The organism is Citrobacter sp. 506, from assembly GCF_050434985.1.
Taxonomy (GTDB): domain Bacteria; phylum Pseudomonadota; class Gammaproteobacteria; order Enterobacterales; family Enterobacteriaceae; genus Citrobacter; species Citrobacter braakii.
Genome location: NZ_JBNDJN010000001.1, coordinates 38,273 through 58,964 on the forward strand (window position 1 = coordinate 38,273; position 20,692 = coordinate 58,964).

The 20,692-nt window shown below is 54.2% G+C and carries 24 protein-coding genes and 1 riboswitch; of the genes, 22 read left to right on the forward strand and 2 right to left on the reverse strand.

Annotation, left to right across the window (positions count from 1 at the left end):
• Positions 1-3: 3 nt before the first annotated feature.
• Positions 4-816, reverse strand: coding sequence for a propanediol utilization microcompartment protein PduB (gene pduB, locus ABIE10_RS00215; RefSeq protein ID WP_016153528.1), 813 nt, complete (start codon positions 814-816; stop codon positions 4-6).
• Complete coding sequence (pduA, locus tag ABIE10_RS00220) at positions 816-1,097, reverse strand: propanediol utilization microcompartment protein PduA (RefSeq protein ID WP_003030255.1); 282 nt, start codon at positions 1,095-1,097, stop codon at positions 816-818. Before pduA ends, pduB begins: the two co-directional genes overlap by 1 nt.
• Positions 1,098-1,622: 525 nt before the next feature.
• Here pduA and pduF point away from each other — a divergent pair.
• The 22 genes from pduF (at position 1,623) to cobT (ending at position 20,628) form a co-directional block, all read left to right on the forward strand.
• Positions 1,623-2,432, forward strand: a complete 810-nt coding sequence (gene pduF / locus ABIE10_RS00225) for a propanediol diffusion facilitator PduF (protein ID WP_046275692.1) — start codon at positions 1,623-1,625, stop codon at positions 2,430-2,432.
• 201 nt (positions 2,433-2,633) lie between these two features.
• Complete coding sequence (gene pocR / locus ABIE10_RS00230; RefSeq protein ID WP_016153526.1) at positions 2,634-3,545, forward strand: transcriptional regulator PocR; 912 nt, start codon at positions 2,634-2,636, stop codon at positions 3,543-3,545.
• 332 nt (positions 3,546-3,877) lie between these two features.
• Positions 3,878-4,052, forward strand: a riboswitch (cobalamin riboswitch).
• Positions 4,053-4,140: 88 nt separating this feature from the next.
• Complete coding sequence (locus ABIE10_RS00235) at positions 4,141-5,520, forward strand: cobyrinate a,c-diamide synthase (protein WP_429154287.1); 1,380 nt, start codon at positions 4,141-4,143, stop codon at positions 5,518-5,520.
• Complete coding sequence (gene cbiB / locus ABIE10_RS00240) at positions 5,517-6,476, forward strand: adenosylcobinamide-phosphate synthase CbiB (RefSeq protein ID WP_047357938.1); 960 nt, start codon at positions 5,517-5,519, stop codon at positions 6,474-6,476. Before ABIE10_RS00235 ends, cbiB begins: the two co-directional genes overlap by 4 nt.
• A 10-nt stretch (positions 6,477-6,486) precedes the next feature.
• Complete coding sequence (locus ABIE10_RS00245; RefSeq protein ID WP_008785140.1) at positions 6,487-7,119, forward strand: cobalt-precorrin-8 methylmutase; 633 nt, start codon at positions 6,487-6,489, stop codon at positions 7,117-7,119.
• Complete coding sequence (gene cbiD, locus ABIE10_RS00250) at positions 7,116-8,252, forward strand: cobalt-precorrin-5B (C(1))-methyltransferase CbiD (protein WP_016153523.1); 1,137 nt, start codon at positions 7,116-7,118, stop codon at positions 8,250-8,252. Before ABIE10_RS00245 ends, cbiD begins: the two co-directional genes overlap by 4 nt.
• Complete coding sequence (locus tag ABIE10_RS00255) at positions 8,246-8,851, forward strand: cobalt-precorrin-7 (C(5))-methyltransferase (protein WP_019077093.1); 606 nt, start codon at positions 8,246-8,248, stop codon at positions 8,849-8,851. The genes cbiD and ABIE10_RS00255 overlap by 7 nt, the downstream gene beginning before the upstream one ends.
• On the forward strand, positions 8,841-9,410 hold the full coding sequence (locus ABIE10_RS00260; RefSeq protein WP_016153521.1) for a decarboxylating cobalt-precorrin-6B (C(15))-methyltransferase: 570 nt from the start codon (positions 8,841-8,843) through the stop codon (positions 9,408-9,410). Before ABIE10_RS00255 ends, ABIE10_RS00260 begins: the two co-directional genes overlap by 11 nt.
• On the forward strand, positions 9,403-10,176 hold the full coding sequence (locus ABIE10_RS00265) for a cobalt-precorrin-4 methyltransferase (protein ID WP_003030275.1): 774 nt from the start codon (positions 9,403-9,405) through the stop codon (positions 10,174-10,176). Before ABIE10_RS00260 ends, ABIE10_RS00265 begins: the two co-directional genes overlap by 8 nt.
• Positions 10,157-11,212, forward strand: a complete 1,056-nt coding sequence (gene cbiG / locus ABIE10_RS00270; protein ID WP_429154290.1) for a cobalt-precorrin 5A hydrolase — start codon at positions 10,157-10,159, stop codon at positions 11,210-11,212. Before ABIE10_RS00265 ends, cbiG begins: the two co-directional genes overlap by 20 nt.
• Positions 11,212-11,937, forward strand: coding sequence for a precorrin-3B C(17)-methyltransferase (locus ABIE10_RS00275; RefSeq protein ID WP_003030278.1), 726 nt, complete (start codon positions 11,212-11,214; stop codon positions 11,935-11,937). The genes cbiG and ABIE10_RS00275 overlap by 1 nt, the downstream gene beginning before the upstream one ends.
• Positions 11,934-12,719: a cobalt-precorrin-6A reductase gene (locus ABIE10_RS00280; RefSeq protein WP_429154292.1), complete on the forward strand. Its 786-nt coding sequence runs from the start codon at positions 11,934-11,936 to the stop codon at positions 12,717-12,719. Before ABIE10_RS00275 ends, ABIE10_RS00280 begins: the two co-directional genes overlap by 4 nt.
• Before the next feature lie 10 nt (positions 12,720-12,729).
• The gene (gene cbiK, locus ABIE10_RS00285; RefSeq protein WP_019077091.1) at positions 12,730-13,524 is read left to right on the forward strand and encodes a sirohydrochlorin cobaltochelatase; all 795 of its coding nucleotides are present in this window, start codon (positions 12,730-12,732) and stop codon (positions 13,522-13,524) included.
• Positions 13,521-14,234: a cobalt-factor II C(20)-methyltransferase gene (locus tag ABIE10_RS00290; protein ID WP_047410268.1), complete on the forward strand. Its 714-nt coding sequence runs from the start codon at positions 13,521-13,523 to the stop codon at positions 14,232-14,234. Before cbiK ends, ABIE10_RS00290 begins: the two co-directional genes overlap by 4 nt.
• Complete coding sequence (gene cbiM / locus ABIE10_RS00295; RefSeq protein ID WP_016153516.1) at positions 14,231-14,968, forward strand: cobalt ECF transporter S component CbiM; 738 nt, start codon at positions 14,231-14,233, stop codon at positions 14,966-14,968. The genes ABIE10_RS00290 and cbiM overlap by 4 nt, the downstream gene beginning before the upstream one ends.
• 2 nt (positions 14,969-14,970) lie before the next feature.
• The gene (locus ABIE10_RS00300) at positions 14,971-15,252 is read left to right on the forward strand and encodes an energy-coupling factor ABC transporter substrate-binding protein (RefSeq protein ID WP_006683999.1); all 282 of its coding nucleotides are present in this window, start codon (positions 14,971-14,973) and stop codon (positions 15,250-15,252) included.
• Positions 15,239-15,916 carry an energy-coupling factor ABC transporter transmembrane protein gene (locus ABIE10_RS00305; RefSeq protein WP_016156861.1) on the forward strand — a complete coding sequence of 226 codons (678 nt, stop codon included), beginning with the start codon at positions 15,239-15,241 and terminating at the stop codon, positions 15,914-15,916. Before ABIE10_RS00300 ends, ABIE10_RS00305 begins: the two co-directional genes overlap by 14 nt.
• An 8-nt stretch (positions 15,917-15,924) precedes the next feature.
• Complete coding sequence (locus tag ABIE10_RS00310; RefSeq protein WP_016153514.1) at positions 15,925-16,740, forward strand: energy-coupling factor ABC transporter ATP-binding protein; 816 nt, start codon at positions 15,925-15,927, stop codon at positions 16,738-16,740.
• Positions 16,737-18,257 (forward strand): cobyric acid synthase, encoded by a 1,521-nt coding sequence (locus ABIE10_RS00315; RefSeq protein WP_047357945.1) that lies wholly within the window; start codon positions 16,737-16,739, stop codon positions 18,255-18,257. The genes ABIE10_RS00310 and ABIE10_RS00315 overlap by 4 nt, the downstream gene beginning before the upstream one ends.
• Entirely contained in the window at positions 18,254-18,799 is a 546-nt protein-coding gene (gene cobU, locus ABIE10_RS00320; protein ID WP_016153512.1) for a bifunctional adenosylcobinamide kinase/adenosylcobinamide-phosphate guanylyltransferase, read from the forward strand. Before ABIE10_RS00315 ends, cobU begins: the two co-directional genes overlap by 4 nt.
• Positions 18,796-19,539 (forward strand): adenosylcobinamide-GDP ribazoletransferase, encoded by a 744-nt coding sequence (cobS, locus tag ABIE10_RS00325; protein ID WP_019077089.1) that lies wholly within the window; start codon positions 18,796-18,798, stop codon positions 19,537-19,539. Before cobU ends, cobS begins: the two co-directional genes overlap by 4 nt.
• Before the next feature lie 24 nt (positions 19,540-19,563).
• Positions 19,564-20,628, forward strand: a complete 1,065-nt coding sequence (cobT, locus tag ABIE10_RS00330; RefSeq protein WP_016156857.1) for a nicotinate-nucleotide--dimethylbenzimidazole phosphoribosyltransferase — start codon at positions 19,564-19,566, stop codon at positions 20,626-20,628.
• The last annotated feature ends 64 nt before the right edge of the window (positions 20,629-20,692 follow it).

Genomic DNA, 20,692 nt, shown 5'->3' on the forward strand with positions numbered 1-20,692 from the left:
ATATCAGATGTAGGACGGACGATCGTTTTTCGGTTCTGAGCCGAGGGTCCCGAGTACGGTTTTACCGATTTCGCGGGCGGAGATAACGGCCTGACGCACAGCGCCGGAATCGCCTGAAATGACCAGAATGGCTTCGTTACTGAAGCTGGTGCCATGGGCAGGGGAGCTGTAGGCCACAACTTCCACGTTGGCGGATTTCAGCGCAGTATCAGCCATCAGGACACCAACGGATGCCGGCGCGCCGACGATCACGCCACAGGCACGGCCAATCGGTGCACCAAAGGCTTTTTCCAGCGCGTAGCTGGCGCGTGCGGTGTATTGCATCTCGATGTGACCGGCTTCGTTGGCATACACATCGCCAAAGGTGCGATCCAGTTCTTTCAGCGCAACCTCAATTCCGCGTTTCACGTCGGAAACATCGTTGCCGCCGAGAATAATCAGCGAACCGTGACCCGCGCCGCCTTTGGTATCACGTGGCAACTCAATACTGACGACTTCAGTATTGGTGGCTTTTACCGCTTCATCTGCGGCCATGATGTGCGGGCCTGCACCAGTACGCGCGCCAAGGATGCCAATGGAGCGATACCGTTTTTCAAGTTTCATTGCGTCCAGTAGGGCGCTGTCCACGTTGGCGATTACCAGACCGACGGTGTCGCCAATCGCAGTACCGACAAACTCCGTTAAACTGCAGCTTTTCTCTGCCATAGCCGTTTCTCGTGTTGGAGGATTATTTTCAGGGATAGCCTGCTGTTCCGGCGTTGCCACGCGAGCAATCACCTGCGCCATGATCTGATCAACCAGCTCATTGCTGCTCATTAGCTAATTCCCTTCGGTAAGATTTTTTCTACATCGGTGTGAGGGCGTGGGATGACGTGTACGGCTTTCACTTCTCCCACATTACGTGCTGCGGCGGCACCTGCATCTGTTGCTGCTTTGACTGCGCCAACATCGCCGCGAACAATGACTGTTACCAGCCCCGAACCAATTTTTTCGTAGCCGACCAGCATTACATTGGCTGACTTCACCATTGCATCTGCGGCCTCTATGGCTGCAGTCAAGCCTTTGGTTTCTACCATTCCTAACGCTTCTTGTTGCATAAAGACCTCGCCTGGGTTGTCCCGATGTTCATGACTATAAAAAGAAGCGAGGAAAAAGAATGGCTGACTTGAAATTGAGAGTGAAAAAATAATAGAGGTAAGGCGATATAAAATTGCTATTAATTATTTTAACTTATTGTTTTTAATGGATATATTAAATTTTATTGATATGATTATTTAGTTATGTCAGTTCCACATTTACACTTTTTCTGGTGACATTATAAATATCATTTGCTATGCGAAAAAAATGAAATTGTGATGGTGGTTTGAAAACGGATTTCTGCTAATAGCAATATTTTATTGTTTTGAAAATGTCCGTGTAATACGTGTAATCCCGATTGTCTCTAATGTTTTAATAAAGTGCGTAGCAAGAATTTGCTATTGCACCACGATTTTAAAGGGCAAGCTATCCGCAGAATGCCAACAATTTGCTGATACGGCCTTTTATAGTAAGCCTCGAAGTATTCTACTTGCCAGTAAGGAGTCCGCTGGTAAAGACACGAACTCTGCTTAGAAGGTGTCACAATGAACGATTCACTAAAAGCGCAATGCATTGCTGAGTTTTTGGGTACCGGGCTGTTTTTGTTTTTTGGTATTGGCTGCCTGAGCGCTCTGAAAGTCGCAGGTGCCAGCCTGGGATTGTGGGAAATCTGCATCATTTGGGGGCTGGGGATCTCGCTTGCAGTCTACCTGACGGCCGGGATTTCTGGCGCGCATCTCAACCCTGCTATCACCATCGCACTGTGGCTGTTTGCCTGTTTTCCGGGGCGCAAAGTATTACCTTACACTGTGGCGCAGGTCGCGGGGGCCTTTGGTGGCGCTTTGCTGGCTTATTTGCTCTACGGCAGTCTGTTTACCGAGTATGAGTCGGCCCACCAGATGGTGCGCGGCAGTCTGGAAAGCCTGCACCTTGCCAGTATTTTTAGTACTTATCCTGCGGCGGCGCTCAGCGTCTGGCAGGCAGCATTGGTCGAAGTGGTGATTACCTCCATTCTTATGGGGATGATCATGGCGCTGACTGACGACGGTAACGGCGTACCTAAAGGTCCGTTGGCACCATTGCTGATTGGTATTCTGGTTGCTGTTATCGGCGCATCCACCGGTCCGCTCACCGGATTTGCGATGAATCCGGCGCGTGATTTTGGCCCTAAATTGTTTACCTGGATGGCCGGGTGGGGAGATGTTGCGATGACCGGTGGGCGCGATATCCCTTATTTCATTGTACCGATTGTGGCCCCTATCATCGGCGCGTGCGCGGGTGCAGCAATTTATCGTTATTTGATTGGCAAAAATTTACCCTGTAATACGTGTAAGCTGGACGAAAATGAGAGCTAGCTTCACAGAAGAAGTTTATTTTTGAAAAGTAAAAACTGTTTTCGTGATCCGGTATCCTGAACTGCCCAAAAAGTCTCCCAAGAATGGGAGACTTTTGTTATGTTCAATTACGACTTTCATCAATGCTCAGGATGGCAGGGTGAAAATGAATGTGAATAATATGTTTTATTTATAACAATAAATTAACTGAGAGGTTTTATCATGATTTCTGCGAGTGCCCTGAACTCAGAACTCATTAATAAAATCGCACAGGATTTTGCGCAGGCCACCAGTCTGGCCGTTGTGGTTGTCAATATTCACGGTGATGAAATTTCTGAGCTTTTTAATTTCACCCCTTTTTGCCAGTTGATGCGCCAGCATCCTCAGCACAGTACCCGTTGTCGTATGAGCGATCGCTGTGGAGGGCTGGAAGCCTCTAAATCCGATCAACCCTGCATCTATCGCTGTCACGCCGGACTTACCGACTTCTCAATTCCGCTGGTCATTGCGGGGCACCTGGTAGGGTTTGTGCTTTGTGGCCAGGTACGCTTAAGTAACGATGTTGGTTTGGTTGATATTCTGAATGTAGATGACCGCTGGCAAGCCGATCCCGAACTGGTCAACGAGTTTCGTAATGTACCGGAAATGGACTATTCGCGAGTCATCGCCTCAGCGGATCTGCTGAAGCTCATCGTGGAAAATTGCCTTAAGAAACAACTTAATTTTGTGGTTATCAAAGATAACCCGCAGCAGTCAGAGCCGGTACGCGCTAACCGCAGCACCAATCCTCATGACAGCAAAATGAAAAAAGCACTGCGCTATATTGATGCGCATTTATCAGACGAATTGCGTCTGGAGGATGTCGCCTCTCATGTTTACCTTAGCCCTTACTATTTCAGCAAATTGTTCAAAAAATATCATGGCATCGGTTTTAACGCATGGGTAAACCAGCAGCGAATGGCCAGTGCAAAAGAGCTGCTTTGCCACAGTGACTGGAGCATAGCCAGCATTGCGCGTAATTTAGGATTTTCGCAAACCAGTTATTTTTGCAAAGTTTTTCGTCAAACGTATCAGGTCACGCCGCAGGCATTTCGCCAACAAATAAATGTCATTTCACGTGGCGAATCCGCTTAAATGGCAATATTTTGCTATTGCCGATTTTTGATATAGGGCGCTATGCCAGTCATTATAAAATGAAAAGTAGCGACAGCAGTCAATAAATTGTCATAGCGCAACAAAATATTAGTATTAGAGGGATAAACTGCACCAGTTTTTATTTTTGTGATGAGATACAGTGTCTCTGTGAATGACTTTCTTTATTCTTTGTTGGCACTTTCATTCAGAATGCGAGCATATGAATAAGTGGGTTTATGCCAGGTAATTGGTTGAATGAACCCGGCAAGATATTAAATTGAATTATTGTCATGAGGTCGTGAATTTACCTCATAACAGAGAGCTTAATTAATCAGGCTCTTGAACTGACAGGTTTGCCACATTTGTGGTAGGGAAGGGGGTGAGAATCCCCCGCAGCCCCCGCTGCTGTGATGCTGACGACCCCGTATTGACCACTGATCGCAAGATTGGGAAGGACGGGTGAGGATGACGCTAAGCCAGAAGACCTGCCTGTCAGTGACTACCAACAACTTCGGTGGGAAGTGGGTGGTTCAGATGCATACAGTCGAGAGACTGGGTATCTTTACACCCCTACCACCCTGAACAGGATCAGGGTATGGCGGCCAATTTTCACGCTTTTGTTCTTGCAGGTACCGGAAGCGGCTGTGGTAAAACCACGGTGACGCTGGGCTTGTTGAGCTTGTTGAAAAAACGCGGTTTACGCGTCCAGCCTTGCAAAGTAGGCCCCGATTACCTTGATACCGGCTGGCATACCGCGGTATGCGGCACTGCTTCCCGCAATCTTGATAGCTTCATGCTTCCCGTCCCCACCCTGAATGCTTTATTTTGCGAGCACATGCAACATGCGGATATCGCCGTTATTGAAGGCGTTATGGGGTTGTATGACGGATACGGCACCGACCCAAACTACTGCAGCACCGCCGCGATGGCCAAACAGTTAGGCTGTCCGGTTATCCTACTGGTTGATGGCAAAGCCGTTTCCACTTCGATCGCCGCGACGGTAATGGGGTTTCAGCATTTTGATCCAACCCTGAATATTGCCGGCGTTATTGTTAACCGGGTTAACAGCGAAACGCATTACCAGCTCCTGAAAGTGGCGATTGAGCGTTACTGCGCTGTACCCGTCTTAGGCTACGTTCCCCGTATGGAAGGCGTTGCGCTTCCTGAGCGTCATCTGGGGTTAGTTACCGCGCGTGAGTCGGTTATTAACCAGCAGCCGTGGCAGGCGTTTGCCGCGACGCTGGAGCAAACCCTTGATATCGACGCGCTGCTGAGATTAAGCCAGTTAGACACGCTTCCTGCGGGTGAATGGCCAGCGTTGCCCGCCGCAGACGCCGGGGCAGGGCTAACGCTTGCCATCGCCGATGACGAAGCGTTCAACTTCTACTACCCAGACAACATTGCGCTACTGGAGCGCACGGGGCTTAAAATTGTCCGTTTTAGTCCGTTGCACGACACCTGTTTACCCGACTGTCAGATGATCTGGCTAGGTGGCGGCTATCCTGAGTTACATGCTGGGGCGTTGGCCCGTAATATTGCAATGCTTAACCAACTGCGGGCGGCGCACCAGCAGGGTGTCGCGATTTATGCCGAGTGCGGGGGGCTGATGTATCTCGGCAGTTCGCTGGAAGACAGCCAGGGTGATACCTGGCTGATGGCGGATATCATTCCCGGTCACAGCAAAATGGGAAAACGTCTGACCCGATTTGGCTACTGCGAAGCGCAGGCCGCGCAGCAAACGTTGTTAGCTGCAGAAGGCGAAGTGCTGCGCGGACATGAATTCCACTACTCCGATTTTACCCCTGAAACCTCCGCGGTGATGAACTGTCGCAAAGTGCGCGATGGCAAAACGCTGCAAGCCTGGTCCGGCGGTTGGCAGGTGGGAAATACCTTCGCCAGCTATCTACACGTTCATTTTGCTCAACGTCCGCAGATGCTTAACCACTGGCTGGCAGCCGCAAGGAGCGCACTATGACCATCCTCGCGTGGTGTGTTGCCTGGCTGCTTGATTTTATCATCGGCGATCCGCAGAACTGGCCGCATCCGGTACGCTGGATTGGCAATCTGATTTCTGCGGTGCAACGGGTTGTTCGGCGTTACTGCCATAGCGACCGTGCGCTACGCATCGGTGGCGCGGTGATGTGGATTGTGGTGGTGGGGCTGACCTGGGCTGTGTCCTGGGGAGTACTGGCGCTGGCGCACTCTATTCATCCCTGGCTTGGTTGGGTGGTGGAAGTCTGGATGATCTTTACCGTGCTGGCCGGGCGCTGCCTGGCAAATGCCGCGCAGGATGTCGAGCGTCCGCTACGTGCCGGTAACCTTGCTGCAAGTCGGGAAAAGCTGTCATGGATTGTGGGACGAGATACCTCGCAATTACAGCCACAGCAGATCAATCGCGGCGTAGTGGAAACCGTGGCTGAGAACACCGTTGATGGCATTATCGCGCCGCTGTTCTTCTTGCTCCTCGGCGGTGCGCCTCTGGCGATGGCCTACAAAGCGGTAAACACCCTTGACTCCATGGTGGGCTACAAACATGAAAAATACCGCGCTATCGGTATGGTCAGCGCTCGTCTGGACGATGTCGCAAATTATATTCCCGCGAGACTAAGTTGGCTGCTGCTGGGCGCAGCGGCATTTTTATGTCGCCAGGACGGCGCGCGTGCTTTGCAGATTGGCTGGCGCGATCGCTACAACCACAGCAGCCCAAACTGCGCGTGGTCAGAAGCGTCCGTTGCCGGGGCATTAGGAATTCGTCTGGGTGGTCCTAATGACTACTTTGGCGAGCGCGTTGAGAAACCGTGGATCGGTGATGCACAACGCGACATTTCGGTAGACGACATTTCCCATACGATTCGATTGATGTGGGTGGCATCGATGCTGGCACTGGCGCTGTTTATTGCGCTGCGGTGGCTGCTGGTCGGTGTGGCCTGAGGACAACACAATGCAATATATCCAGCAACCCCAGGCGATTGAGGCCAAAAGTTTCGACATTATTGGCGAGATCATCCGTGAAACCCGCCCGGACTATCAGTTTGCCAGCCCGTTACATGAAGCCATTATCAAGCGGGTTATTCACACGACAGCGGATTTCGACTGGCTGGACATTCTGTGGTTTTCCAGTGATGTGCTGGAGCAGTTCTGTGCGGCGCTTAGCCGTTCGAGCGTGATTTATACCGATACCACTATGGCCCTTTCCGGGATTAATAAAACGCTGCTGGCAAAATTCGGTGGCGAATGCCGCTGCTACATCAGCGACCCGCGGGTCGTGCGGACGGCAAAAGAGCAGGGCATTACCCGGTCAATGGCGGCCGTTGACATTGCGGTGAAGGAAGAGGGTGAAAAGCTGTTTGTGTTTGGCAACGCGCCGACAGCGCTGTTCCGCCTGCTTGAGCATGATGTGGCCGTCAGTGGTGTAGTTGGCGTACCGGTTGGGTTCGTCGGTGCAGAAGAGTCGAAAGATGCACTGACCCAAAGCAATCTGCCCGCCATTGCTGCGTTAGGTCGTAAAGGGGGAAGTAACGTCGCCGCCGCGATCGTCAACGCCATGCTTTATCACATGCAGGGGGCGCGATGAGCGAGTCCTTCGATACGCCGGTGTGGCACAACGGTAAAGCGCTGCGTAAAGGATATACCACGGGATCGTGCGCGACGGCGGCGGCAAAAGTGGCGGCGCTGATGGTATTGCGCCAGCACCTGATCCATCAGGTTTCTATCGTGACGCCATCAGGTGTGACGCTGTGTCTGAACGTAGAGTCACCGCATATCGAAGGACAGCAGGCGATAGCCGCCATCCGCAAAGACGGTGGCGATGATGTGGATGCCACCCACGGCATGCTGATTTTTGCCCGCGTGACGTTAAACGATAGCAAAGAGATAACCCTTCAGGGCGGGGAAGGCGTTGGCACGGTAACCCGCAAAGGGATCGGCCTGCCGGTGGGCAGTTCGGCGATTAATCGCACACCTCGCCAGACCATTGAGTCTGCGGTTCGTGAGGCGATTGGTCCGAATCGTGGGGCGCAAATTGAAATTTTCGCGCCGGAAGGCGAAGAGCGGGCACAAAAAACCTACAACTCCCGCCTTGGCATTCTGGGCGGCATTTCGATCATTGGTACGACTGGGATCGTCACGCCGATGTCAGAAGAAAGCTGGAAACGTTCACTGTCGCTGGAACTGGAAATTAAACGAGCGGCGGGGCTGGAGCGTGTCGTACTGGTGCCAGGAAACCACGGCGAACGTTTTGTGCGTGAGCAGATGGGGATCGACACCCAGGTTGTGGTCACTATGAGCAATTTTGTCGGCTACATGATTGAAGAAGCCGTACGTCTGGGGTTCCGACAAATTGTGCTGGTGGGACACCCTGGTAAGCTCGTCAAAATTGCGGCGGGGATCTTTCATACCCACAGCCATATTGCCGATGCTCGCATGGAAACGCTGGTGGCCCACCTCGCGTTACTGGGAGCGCCGCTGGAACTGCTCACGCTGGTCAGCGACTGCGATACCACCGAGGCGGCGATGGAACACATAGAAGCATACGGTTTTCAGCACATTTACAACCATCTGGCTAAGCGCATCTGTATGCGCGTCCTGCAAACGTTGCGCTTTACCAAAAATCCCCCGACCTGTGACGCCATCATGTTCTCTTTTGATAATCAGGTGCTTGGAAGTAATCGCCCGGTCGCAGAGATTGCTGAGGAGATGCAATGTTAACCGTTGTAGGGATGGGACCAGCCGGTTTGCATTTGATGACGCCTGCTGCGCGTGAAGCGGTCGCAACGGCTGATGTTCTGGTCGGTGGAAAGCGACATTTGCAGCAATTCCCGGATTTTACCGGTGAACAGTTTGTTCTCGGCGCCAATATTCTCGAACTCTTGAACTGGATTTGCGCGCACCAGGAGCAACGCGTTGTGGTGCTGGCATCTGGCGATCCGCTGTTTTACGGCATCGGGACGCGCATGGTGGCGCATTTCGGTATTGAAAATGTGCGCATTATTCCCGGTATTAGCGCGGTGCAGTACCTGTGTGCGCAGTCCGGTATTGATATGAACGATATGTGGCTGACCAGTAGCCATGGTCGCAGCGTCTGTTTCGATGAACTGGCGCGACATAACAAGGTGGCGATGGTGACAGATGCGCAGTGTGGCCCGCGTGAAATTGCGCAGCAGCTCATTGCACGAGGCAAGGGACATCGCTGGATGGTGATTGGCGAAAACCTGGCAATGGAAAACGAACGGATCCATTTCCTGCCTGTGAACGAAGTTAACGCCGACTATGACATGAATGCAGTGGTGATCCTTGATGAAAGATGAGCTGTTTTTACGTGGAGAGAAAGTGCCGATGACCAAAGAAGCGGTACGTGCACTTGCCCTCTCAAAACTTGAATTACACCGCGCCAGTCACCTGATTGATATTGGCGCAGGAACCGGCAGCGTGTCGATAGAAGCCGCGCTGCAATACCCTGGATTGCGCGTGACGGCAATCGAGCGTAACCCGGCGGCGCTCAGGTTATTGGATGAAAACCGCCAGCATTTTGCCTGTGCAAACATCGACATTTTTCCCGGTGTTGCACCGATGACCATCGCTGAAAAAGCCGATGCCATTTTCATGGGCGGCAGCGGTGGCCATTTGACTGAACTGATTGACTGGTCAATGCGTCAATTGCATCCCGCAGGGCGGCTGGTGATGACATTCATCCTCCAGGAAAACCTCAACACCGCGCTGGCACATCTGGACCATCTTGGCGTACCGGGAGTGGATTGCCTGCAGCTACAGGTTTCCTCGCTTACCACGCTTGGCAGTGGTCACTATTTCAAACCGAATAACCCCGTATTTGTTATCGCCTGTCAGAAGGAAGGAAACCATGTCTGAGATTTTTGATCCCCGTAGCGTGTGGTTTGTTGGCGCAGGTCCTGGCGATCGCGAGCTGATTACCCTCAAAGGTTACCGGTTGCTACAGCAGGCGCAGGTTGTTATCTACGCCGGATCGCTGATTAACACCGAACTGCTGGAATATTGTCCTGCTGGTGCTGAATGCCACGACAGCGCTGAACTGCATCTGGAGCAGATCCTTGATCTGATGGAAGCCGGAGTGAAAGCGGGTAAGACCGTGGTGCGTCTGCAAACCGGCGATGTTTCGCTGTACGGTTCCGTGCGCGAGCAGGGCGAGGAACTGACCAAACGCGGGATTGACTGGCAGGTGGTGCCCGGCGTCAGCGCATTCCTTGGTGCGGCGGCGGAGTTGGGCGTTGAGTATACCGTGCCTGAGGTCTCACAGAGCCTGATCATTACCCGCCTGGAAGGACGCACGCCGGTGCCGGAGCGCGAACAGCTGGAGTCATTTGCCAGTCACCAGACATCTATGGCGATTTATCTGTCCGTTCAGCGTATTCATCGTGTGGCCGAGCGTTTGATTGAAGGCGGTTATCCGGCGACCACGCCCGTGGCGGTGATCTACAAGGCAACCTGGCCGGAAAGCCAGACCGTGCGCGGTACCCTGGCGGATATTGGCGACAAGGTTCGTGATGCGGGCATCCGTAAAACGGCCCTTATTCTGGTCGGTAATTTCCTGGGCTCGGAGTATCACTACTCCAAACTCTATGCGGCGGACTTTAGCCATGAATACCGTAAAGCCTGAGTCAATTGCGCTTTTTTGCCTGACCCCGGGAGGCGTTACGCTGGCAAAACGTCTGGCGGCCATGCTGCCGGTCACCTGTTTTACCAGTGAAAAGCTGCTGGAGGAGGGATTCATTCCTTTCGAAAACGGCTTTGCGAATACCGCCCGCGAAGCGTTTGCGAATTACTCGGCGCTGATTTTTATCGGTGCGACCGGCATTGCGGTGCGCGTGCTGGCCCCGCTGGTCAACGACAAATTTTGCGATCCGGCGGTGGTGGTCATTGATGAACGCGCCCAGCATGTCATTAGCCTGCTCTCCGGCCACGCGGGCGGTGCCAATGCGCTGGCGCGGTATCTGGCGGGCATGTTGGGCGCCGATCCGGTGATCACCACTGCGACGGATGTCAACGATATGGCGGCACTGGATACGCTGGCATTTCAACTGAATGCCCGGATGAGTGATTTCCGTTCGGCGGTGAAGATCGTTAATCAGATGCTGGTCAGTAATAGGCGGGTGGGGCTGTGGTGGGATGATGAACTGACGCAGGATGTCAGTCATTGCGACCGGCGCGGATTTATCACGGTAACCGATCTCAATCAGCTTCCTGAACTGGATGCGCTGGTGTGTATCACCTTACGCACCAACTTACCCGATCTGCCTGTTCCGCACTGGAAGCTGGTGCCGCAGCGTGTTGTGGCCGGAATTGGTTGTCGTCGTGACACGCCGTTCCCGTTGCTGGCCGCGCTGCTTACCAGGCAACTCGAAGCCCAGCAGCTCGATCCGCTGGCGCTAAAAGCGATTGGCAGTATCACGCTGAAAAAAGATGAACAGGGACTTATCCAACTGGCTTCGTGCTGTCGCGTTCCTTTCGAAACCTTTACTGCTGACGCGCTGCGTGAGCATGAACACCGTTTTCCGGCCTCATCGTTTGTTCGCAAAACGGTGGGTACAGGAAGCGTTTCCGGTCCTGCAGCCTGGCTGCTGAGCCACGGAAAACTGTTAGGCGAGACCCTGCGAGAACAGGGCGTCACTATCACTTTGGGAGTTTCACACTGATGTTAAGCGTAATTGGAATTGGCCCTGGCTCGCAGGCAATGATGACCATGGAAGCCGTTGAAGCATTGCAGGCAGCGGAAATCATCGTTGGCTATAAAACCTACACCCACCTGGTAAAAGCGTTCACTGGCGACAAGCAGGTGATCAAAACCGGGATGTGCAAAGAGATTGAACGCTGCCAGGCGGCGATCGAACTGGCGCAGGCAGGTCACAATGTGGCGCTGATCAGCAGCGGTGATGCAGGGATTTACGGTATGGCCGGGCTGGTGCTTGAGCTGGTCAGCAAGCAAAAGCTGGACGTTGAGGTCAGGCTGATCCCAGGAATGACGGCCAGTATTGCCGCCGCCTCTTTGCTGGGTGCGCCGTTGATGCACGACTTCTGCCACATCAGCTTGAGCGATCTGTTAACACCGTGGCCAGTTATCGAAAAACGCATAGTGGCTGCCGGCGAAGCAGACTTTGTAATCTGTTTCTACAACCCGCGCAGTCGGGGTCGCGAAGGACATCTGGCGCGCGCATTTGAGCTGCTTTCTGCCAGCAAGAGCGCGCAAACGCCGGTGGGTATTGTGAAGTCAGCCGGACGTAAAAAACAGGAAAAATGGTTGACCACCCTGGGTGAAATGGACTTTGAACCGGTTGATATGACCAGCCTTGTGATTGTTGGCAACAAAACAACCTATGTTCAGGACGGTCTGATGATCACGCCACGAGGTTATGTGCTGTGAATTACGGTGATGTGTTGGTCATGGGCGGTACCAGCGATGCGCGCATGCTGTGCCAGCAACTGGACGCAGCCAATGTGGCCTACACCCTGTCAGTTGCGACGCCAACGGGGAAGCAGCTGGCGGGAGATATCAAAGGTCAGGTGCGCTGCGGGCGTCTGGAGCTCGAACAAATGATTGCCTGGCTACAGGAAAATCGGACGCGCTGGGTGATAGACGCCTCGCATCCGTATGCCGAGGTGGTGAGCCGCAACATCATGAACGCCTGCGAAGCGGCGGGGGTACTGCTGAGCCGCTATCAACGTCCTGAGCAGTTGAGCGGTTTAACTCACCCGCAGCTTCATACCGTTCAGAGTATTCAGCAAGCCTGCGAGGTTGCGCGCCGTTTCGGCGACCGCGTGCTGCTGACGACCGGCAGTAAAGATCTGGCTATCTGGCGCGAAGGGTTGCCTGAAAAAACGCTGCTGGCGCGCGTCCTACCTGTACCCGAGGTTATTCAGCAATGCGCGGACCTGGGATTTGGCGTCGGTGAGATTTTTGCATTGTGCGGGCCGTTTAGCGCCGAGTTCAACGCTGCGTTTTATCGCCAGTGTCAGGCTGATGTGGTGATCACTAAGGCATCCGGTGCGGAAGGTGGTTATCAGGAAAAAGTTCAACCCTGTCTGGATGCTGGTATCCCCTGCATCGTGATTACACGTCCGGCACCGTTGGTGACGGGAGAAGAGTTACTGGAAAGTCAGGCCGCCTTTGGGGCGCGTTTAACGCGCTGGCTGGCCGCTGCTTAAGGAGTTAGAGATGAAAAAGGCGCTTCTGGTGGTCAGCTTTGGCACCAGCTATCACGACACCTGTGAGAAAAATATTGTGGCTTGCGAGAGCGATCTCGCAGCCAGTTGCCCTGACCGCGACCTGTTTCGGGCGTTTACCTCCGGGATGATTATCCGCAAGCTCAAGCAGCGCGACGGCATTGAGATCGACACGCCGCTGCAGGCACTGCAAAAGCTGGCGGAGCAGGGGTATCAGGACGTGGCTATTCAGTCGTTGCACATTATCAACGGTGATGAATACGAAAAAATTGTCCGCGAAGTGCAAAGCATGCGCCCGCTTTTTTCTCGCCTGACGCTGGGTGTTCCGCTGCTGAGCAGCCATGACGATTACGCCCAGCTGATGCTGGCGCTGCAACAGCAAATGCCAGTGCTTGGCGAAAATGAAAAAGTGGTGTTTATGGGACACGGTGCCAGCCATCATGCCTTTGCTGCCTATGCCTGCCTCGACCATATGATGACGGCACAGCGCTACCCGGCGCGGGTTGGGGCGGTGGAAAGCTACCCGGAAGTCGATGTGCTGATTGAAAGTTTGTCTCAGGAAGGGGTGACGGCGGTGCATCTGATGCCGCTGATGTTAGTTGCTGGCGATCATGCCATCAATGATATGGCCTCTGACGAAGAGGATTCCTGGAAAACATTGTTCAATGCGGCCGGGATACCGGCTACGCCGTGGCTCAGTGGTCTGGGTGAGAATCCGGCGGTTCGCGCTATGTTCGTGGCGCATTTACAACAGGCGCTTAATGTTGCGCTGGAGGAAGCGGCATGAGCGGAAAACTGTACGCATTAAGCACCGGGCCTGGCGCTTCCGATCTTATCACCGTGCGGGCCGCACGCACGCTGGGTACGCTGGATATTCTCTATGCGCCCGCCGGGCGTAAAGGTGGCGACAGTCTGGCGCTGTCGATCGTACGTGAATATATCGGCGAGCAGACCGAAGTTCGCTGCTGCCATTTTCCTATGAGTGCTGACAGCGCCGAAAAAGAGGCGGTATGGGATGACGTTGCGGCCGCACTGGTTCAGGAAGTCGAAGCGGGTAAGCAGGTGGGCTTTATTACACTCGGCGACGCCATGCTGTTCAGCACCTGGGTTTTTTTACTCCAGCGTATTGGCTGTCCTGACTGGTTAGAAATCGTCCCGGGCGTGACCTCTTTCGCTGCGATTGCCGCGCGGTCAAAAACGCCGCTCGCCATGGAGCAACAGTCACTGGCCGTGGTCTCCTGTACCGCGCCGGAAGCGGAAATCCAGCAGGCGTTAAAGCAGCATGACAGTCTGGTGCTGATGAAGGTATACGGTCGTTTTGCGCGCATCAAAGCGCTGCTGCAACAAGAGGGTTTGTTGGACTGTGCATTGATGATGTCTGAAGCCACGCTGCCGGGTGAACAGTGCTGGCGTCATCTCGATGAGGTGAGCGACGATCAGCCGCTGCCTTATTTCTCGACCATTCTGGTCAATAAACAGTGGGAGTATGCACAATGAAGCTTGAACAACAGCTAAAACAGCTGTCTTTCAGCGGGTTGGCTGCGGCGCTATTACTGATGGTTGTTCCTGAACAAGCGTTCGCCATGCACATAATGGAAGGTTTCTTGCCGCCGATGTGGGCGCTGGCCTGGTGGCTGCTGTTTTTGCCGTGCCTGTGGTACGGGCTGGTGCGGCTGCGCCAAATCGTGCAGGAAGATAGTCACCAAAAAGTGTTACTGGCTCTGTGCGGCGCGTTTATTTTTGTGCTGTCGGCGCTGAAAATTCCTTCTGTTACCGGAAGTTGCTCGCACCCTACCGGGGTAGGCCTGGCGGTTATCCTGTTTGGACCGGGCGTGGTGGCAATCCTTGGGGCAATCGTCCTGCTGTTCCAGGCGCTGTTACTGGCGCACGGTGGTTTGACAACGCTTGGCGCTAACGGCATGTCGATGGCGGTGATTGGCCCGGTAGTGGGTTACATGGTATGGAAAATGGCCTGCCGTGCGGGGTTGCGTCGTGATGTTTGCGTCTTCCTGTGCGCGATGCTAGCGGATCTCGTCACCTATTTCGTGACCTCGGTGCAACTGGGCGTGGCGTTCCCGGACCCATCCGCCGGTGCTACGGGTTCAATCATCAAGTTCATGGGGATTTTCTGCCTGACGCAGATCCCAATTGCGATAGCGGAAGGTCTGCTCACCGTAATGATTTATGACCAGTTAACCAAACGGCAGTTGATTACCGCTCAAGGACATTAACGATGAAAAAGACGCTGATTTTGTTAGGGATGGTAGTGGCGCTGGTGATCCTGCCGTTCTTTATCAACCATGGTGGAGAGTACGGCGGCTCAGACGGTGAGGCGGAGAGTCAGATTCAGGCAATTGCCCCACATTATGAGCCGTGGTTCCAGCCGTTGTATGAACCGGCAAGCGGTGAGATTGAAAGCCTGCTGTTTACGCTTCAGGGATCGCTGGGCGCAGCCGTGATTTTCTACATTCTGGGTTACACCAAGGGCAGGCAACGCCGTGATGACCGGGCTTGACAGGCTTAGCTATCAAAGCCGCTGGTTTCATGTCTCACCCGTGCGGAAATTTCTGCTCTGGCTGATGATGATGATTCTGGCGTTTACTCTGCCCCCGTTGGGGCAGGGTATTGAGCTGTTACTGATTGCCGCGCTGAGCTGCTGGCTGCTGCGCATTTCCTTCTGGCGCTGGTGTCGTTGGATGGCATTACCGTTTGGTTTTCTGACGGTCGGCGTCGTGACCATTCTGTTTAGTTTTAGCCGCGATCCGCAGACGCTGCTGGCCAGCATCCCCGTTGGAAGCTATTGGTTAGGCGTTAGCGCGCCAGGGCTTGTCACCGCCAATGAAACCTTCTGGCGCAGCCTGGCTGCGCTGGCGGCGACGTTCTGGCTGGTACTGAATCTGCCGTTTCCGCAATTGATTATCTTACTCAAACGCGCGCACGTTCCTCGCCTGCTCACTGAGCAGATCCTGCTAACCTGGCGCTTTATTTTTATCCTGTTAGACGAGGCGCTGGCTATTCATCGCGCACAAACGCTACGTTTTGGTTATCGTAGCTTGCCGTTGGGCTATCGCTCGCTGGCGATGCTGGTGGGATTGCTGTTTACCCGCGTGTTGATCCGCTACCAGCAAATGACCACCACACTGGATATCAAACTGTATCAGGGTGATTTTCACCTGTAAGGAAAAGTATGCTTGCCACTTCAGCGCTTTGGTTTCGCTATCAGGATGACCCGATCCTCAAAGGGCTAACGCTGGACTTTTCAACGCATGCCGTCACCGGGCTGGTCGGTGCTAATGGCTGCGGGAAATCCACGCTGTTTATGAACCTGAGTGGTTTACTGCGCCCGCAGGAAGGCGCGGTGATGTGGCAAGGCAAACCGCTGGATTACAGCAAGCGCGGCCTGCTGGCGCTGCGTCAGCAGGTGGCAACCGTATTTCAGGATCCCGATCAGCAAATTTTTTATACCGATATCGACAGCGATATTGCCTTCAGCCTGCGCAACCTTGGGGTGGATGAGACTGAAATCTCCCGCCGGGTGGATGATGCGCTCACGCTGGTTGATGCCCAGCATTTTCGCCATCAACCAATTCAGTGTTTAAGTCACGGGCAGAAAAAACGTGTGGCGATTGCCGGGGCGTTGGTGTTGCAGGCGCAGTATTTGCTACTGGATGAACCTACTGCGGGCCTTGATCCATCGGGTCGCACGCAGATGATTGAGATAATCAAACGCATCGTAGCGCAAGGAAACCACGTGGTTATCTCCAGCCATGATATCGATCTTATCTATGAAGTCAGCGATGCAGTGTACGTTTTACGCCGGGGTGAAGTGCTAACGCACGGCTCGCCGGGTGATGTGTTTGCCCGGACGGATCTTATTGAACAAGCGGGATTAACTCAGCCCTGGCTGGTGAAGCTGCATACCGAGCTGGGCTTCCCGCTGTGTAAAACAGAGGCTGAATTTTTTAGCTGTATGCGAGAGAACGCACTGAAGGAGGCGTCATGACGCAGGCAATAATGTTGCAGGGAACGGCATCTGATGTAGGTAAAAGCGTGTTGGTCGCCGGTCTGTGTCGAATTTTTTATCAGGATGGACTGCGTACCGCACCGTTCAAATCGCAGAACATGGCGCTGAACTCTGGCATTACGCCAGAGGGCAAAGAGATGGGGCGCGCGCAAATTTTTCAGGCTGAGGCCGCCGGTATTACGCCAGATGTGCGTATGAATCCGGTGCTGCTTAAGCCGACCAGCGATCGTAAAGCGCAGGTTGTGCTGATGGGCAAAGTGGCAACCGATATGGATGCGGTGAGCTACCACGAGTACAAACCGAAACTACGGGATCAAATCCTGTCTGTTTATAACAGTCTGGCGCAGGAGTTCGATGTGCTGGTACTGGAAGGGGCGGGAAGCCCGGCTGAGATTAACCTGCGCGATCGCGATATCGTCAATATGGGGATGGCTGAAATGGCACAGTGCCCTGTCGTCCTGGTGGCGGATATCGACCGCGGCGGGGTGTTCGCCTCCATTTACGGCACGCTGGCGCTACTGCACGACCATGAACGCGCCAGGGTAAAAGGGGTGATCATCAATAAGTTTCGCGGTGATGTGGCGTTGCTGTATTCCGGGATTGAGCAAATTGAAGCGCTGACCGGCGTTCCGGTCCTGGGCGTCATGCCATGGCTGGACGTTGATCTGGAAGATGAAGATGGCGTTGCGCTGCAAAAGGGCAAATATTTGCGCACAGACAAACGCGACATCGACATCGCCGTTGTTCAGATACCACACATTTCTAACTTTACTGATTTCAATGCGCTTGCCGCACAGCCGGATGTGCGCGTGCGCTATGTTCGCCAGCCTGAAGAGTTGGCGGGGGCCGATCTGGTTATTCTGCCCGGCAGCAAAAACACCCTGGGCGATCTGGTGTGGCTGCGTGAAAGCGGGATGGCGCATGGCGTGGTGCAATTACATCGTAATAACGTACCCGTGGTGGGGATTTGCGGTGGCTATCAAATGCTCGGCGAAACCATCATTGATGAAGTTGAGTCAGGACTCGGTACGTTGCCGGGTCTGGGCTTGCTCAATACCGTAACGCATTTTGCCCAGCACAAAACCACGACCCTGGTTGAGGGACAAATGTCCTCCTCGCTGCCGGACTGGCTGGCGGGTACCGCGGGATTATCCGTTCGCGGTTATGAAATTCATATGGGCGAAACGGCATTAACCGAGGAATGCCGGTCGGTGATGACGCTGCGTAAAGACGGTGGCAACGTGGCTGATGGCGCGGTCACTGCCGATGGCCTGGCGTTCGGCACCTATCTTCACGGTCTGTTCGACAGCGATGAATTTACCCGTGCGCTGGTTAATGGCCTGCGAGAACGTAAAGGGTTAGCGCCGCTGGATTCCACCTTCCATTACGCGCAATATAAATCGCAGCAGTTTGATCTGCTGGCGGATGCGATGCGGCAACACATCGATATTGAGAAAATTTATACCATCATGCAGCAACACCGGGAGCCAGTATGATGATTCTGGTGACTGGCGGCGCACGAAGCGGCAAGAGTCGGCATGCGGAAGCGCTGATCGCAGATTCTCCAAACGTTTTGTATATCGCGACTTCGCAGATTTTTGATGAGGAGATGGCTGCGCGAATTCAGCATCATCGTGACGGACGTCCTGCGCACTGGCGGACAGCCGAACGCTGGCAACATCTCGATGAACTGATTACGGCAGCAAACGATCCACAAGAAGCCATTCTGCTGGAGTGCATCACCACGATGGTGACTAACCTGCTGTTTGCGCTGGGCGGTGACAGCGACCCGGATAGCTGGGATTACGCGGCGATGGAGCAATCTATTGAGGATGAAATTCGTTCGCTGATTGCAGCCTGTCAGCGCTGTCCGGCCAGGGTGGTGCTGGTCACTAACGAAGTCGGAATGGGGATTGTTCCGGAGAACCGTCTGGCACGGCATTTTCGCGATATTGCAGGACGTGTGAACCAGCGACTGGCGGCGGCGGCTGATGAGGTCTGGCTGGTGGTATCAGGAATTGGAGTCAAAATTAAATGAGTAAGTTGTTCTGGGCAATGCTCTCTTTTATTAGTCGCTTGCCCGTTCCTGCTCGCTGGTCGCAAGGACTGGATTTCGAGCACTATTCACGTGGCATTGTGATGTTCCCGCTAATTGGCGTGGTGCTGGGAGGGCTGACGGGGCTGGTCTTTATGGCGCTGCAGCCCTGGTGTGGGGTGCCGTTGGCGGCCCTGTTTGCAGTCCTCACGCTGGCGTTATTGACCGGGGGATTCCATCTCGACGGTCTGGCGGATACCTGTGACGGTATTTTTTCGGCCCGTCGACGCGAGCGGATGCTGGAAATCATGCGTGACAGCCGCCTGGGGACCCACGGTGGACTGGCGTTAATTTTCGTGTTGCTGGCGAAAGTGCTGGTGGTGAGCGAACTGGCTTTGCGGGGCACGCCGATGCTGGCGGCGCTTGCAGCCGCTTGTGTCGCCGGGCGGGGTACCGCTGTTTTACTGATGTATCGACATCGCTACGCCCGCGAAGAAGGGCTGGGCAACGTCTTTATCGGTAAAGTCACCGGGCGTCAAACCTGCGTCACGTTGGGATTTGCGGCGATCCTGGCTGCCGTGCTTCTTCCTGGCATGCGCGGCGTGGCGGCGCTGGTTGTTACGATAGTGGCGATTTTTATTCTTGGGCAGTTATTAAAACGCACGTTGGGTGGGCAGACCGGCGATACGCTGGGCGCAGCCATTGAACTTGGCGAGTTGATTTTCCTGCTGGCTCTGCTCTGAGTCAGCCAACATACTGGAACCCTTATGCAGACTTTAACCTCTTTACTCCACGCAATCCCTTCACCTGATAGTGCTGCGATGCTGCGTGCACAGCAGCATGTCGATGGCTTGCTTAAACCGCCGGGAAGTCTTGGTCGGCTCGAGTCGCTCGCCGTGCAACTGGCCGGAATGCCGGGTCTGAAGGGCGTACCGCATGTGAATGGCAAAGCGATGCTGGTGATGTGCGCCGATCACGGTGTATGGGATGAAGGGGTTGCCGTTTCGCCTAAAATCGTCACGGCTATTCAGGCTGCTAATATGACGCGTGGGACGACAGGCGTTTGTGTGCTGGCTGCTCAGGCGGGGGCAAAGGTACATGTGATTGATGTCGGCATCGATGCTGAGCTTATCCCTGGCGTGGTGAATATGCGCGTGGCGCGCGGCTGCGGCAATATTGCACAAGGCCCGGCGATGAGTCGTTCGCAGGCCGAGGAGCTGCTGCTGGAGGTTATTCGCTATACCCATGAGCTGGCCAAAGATGGCGTAACGCTGTTTGGCGTCGGTGAACTTGGTATGGCAAATACGACACCAGCGGCGGCAATCGTCAGCGTACTGACCGGCAGCGATGCCGAGGATGTGGTGGGTATCGGCGCTAACCTGCCGCTTTCAAGAGTAGGCAATAAAGTCGATGTTGTGCGGCGAGCAATCGCCGTCAATCAACCGGATCGCAATGACGGTATTGATGTGCTGGCTAAGGTAGGCGGGTTTGATCTGGTCGGCATGGCGGGTGTGATGTTGGGGGCGGCCTCCTGCGGTCTGCCGGTCGTGCTGGACGGTTTTCTCTCTTATTCCGCTGCGCTGGCGGCCTGCCAGATTGCGCCGCAGATTAAACCTTACCTGATCCCGTCACATTTCTCCGCCGAGAAGGGGGCTCGCACCGCGCTGGCGCATCTTGAACTGGAGCCGTATCTCAATATGGGGATGCGTTTGGGCGAAGGCAGCGGGGCCGCGCTGGCGATGCCGATTGTTGAAGCCGCCTGTGCAATGTACAACAACATGGGGCAGCTTGCCGCCAGTAACATTGTGCTTCCGGATGGTAAGGAAGCATAGTTACGTGAGTTCCTGACCCCGCCTTATGGCGGGTTTTTTATGCGGATTTTAGGCGTAACCCACT